Source organism: Aerococcus sp. L_32, from assembly GCF_050689315.1.
This window is the reverse complement of the sequence record NZ_JBOEQF010000526.1, coordinates 1-1,223: the sequence shown is the minus strand read 5'-3', so window position 1 is coordinate 1,223 and position 1,223 is coordinate 1. Positions and strand designations below refer to the sequence as shown.

Here is a 1,223-nt window from a genome sequence, read left to right as displayed (position 1 = left end):
CGGAATTCAAGCGTATTGTCTGTTATATCAGTCACTTCTAAAGATCTGAAACTTGGTCGAATAGTTGAAACTACATTTACCAACGTATTTTGCACTTCTTCGTTAACAGTATCAGAAACAAAGCGGTTTACCGTGAAAGCAAATATCACACTATATAAAATAAACAACAGCGCAAACACTGTTGTTATACTTCGAATCAATTTTTGCATTAGTGAGGCACCTCAAATTTATATCCAAAGCCACGTATTGTAATAATATACTCAGGATTTTTGGTATCTAATTCGATTTTTTCACGTAAGTGGCTCACATGAACATCAACTATACGCGTTTCTCCGGCATAATCAAACCGCCATAATTTTTGTAATAATTGTTCACGTGATAATGTACGATTCACACGACGAGCCATATAAGTTAATAACTCGAACTCTTTAGGCGTCATTTCAATCGATTCCCCGCGCACGTATACAACATAATCATTTACATGGATTTCAATATCACCTGCTTTAATGATTTCGACATCTTCATCTTTAAAATTACCCACCGAATCTTTCGTTAAGGTAATTTTGTGTTTAGCTTCAATGCCATTTTCTTCATCAACCGTAACTATAGGTGCTGCATACGACGCACGACGTAAGATTGCCTTCATTCGTGCTAATACTTCACGTGGGCTAAATGGTTTTGTCATATAATCATCCGCACCCAACTCTAACCCGATAATTTTTTCTAATTCATCATCTTTTGCAGTTAACATTAGAATAGGTGTGTTTATCTTATTTTGGCGTAAGTTTTTACAAACGTCCATCCCATCCATTTTGGGTAGCATTAAGTCAAGAATAATAAAGTCTAATTGATGATTCATCGCCAATTCTAATCCTGCTTGGCCATCTTCTGCTTGGATAACTTCATAGCCTTCTTTTTCTAAACTATATTTTAATAATGTTAATATCGATTGCTCATCATCCACTATCAATACTTTTTTCATATATTTCCTCCACACACAACTTTGGGAACGTGATTACACCCAAAACGAACCAACTACCCTAAGTCTCAGATACAAGCTATATTTCATTTATTATTATATACCGTTTAATTTGTCATTTAAATCCGCCGAGACACAATCGATTACTACTATGCCTCTTCATCACTCAATTGCGCTTTTAAATATGCGTCAATAAACCCATCTAAATCGCCATCCATCACCGCTTGCACATTAGCAGTTTCAT

1 protein-coding gene and 1 pseudogene are annotated in these 1,223 nt (G+C 35.5%); both read right to left on the bottom strand.

The genetic code is table 11. The annotated features are described in order from the left end of the window. A pseudogene (locus ACRCJ0_RS14495) lies at positions 1–209 on the bottom strand (sensor histidine kinase); the annotation flags it as partial. After that, complete coding sequence (locus ACRCJ0_RS14490) at positions 209–982, bottom strand: response regulator transcription factor (protein ID WP_026465242.1); 774 nt, start codon at positions 980–982, stop codon at positions 209–211. The pseudogene ACRCJ0_RS14495 and the gene ACRCJ0_RS14490, both read right to left, overlap by 1 nt. Positions 983–1,223: the final 241 nt, after the last annotated feature.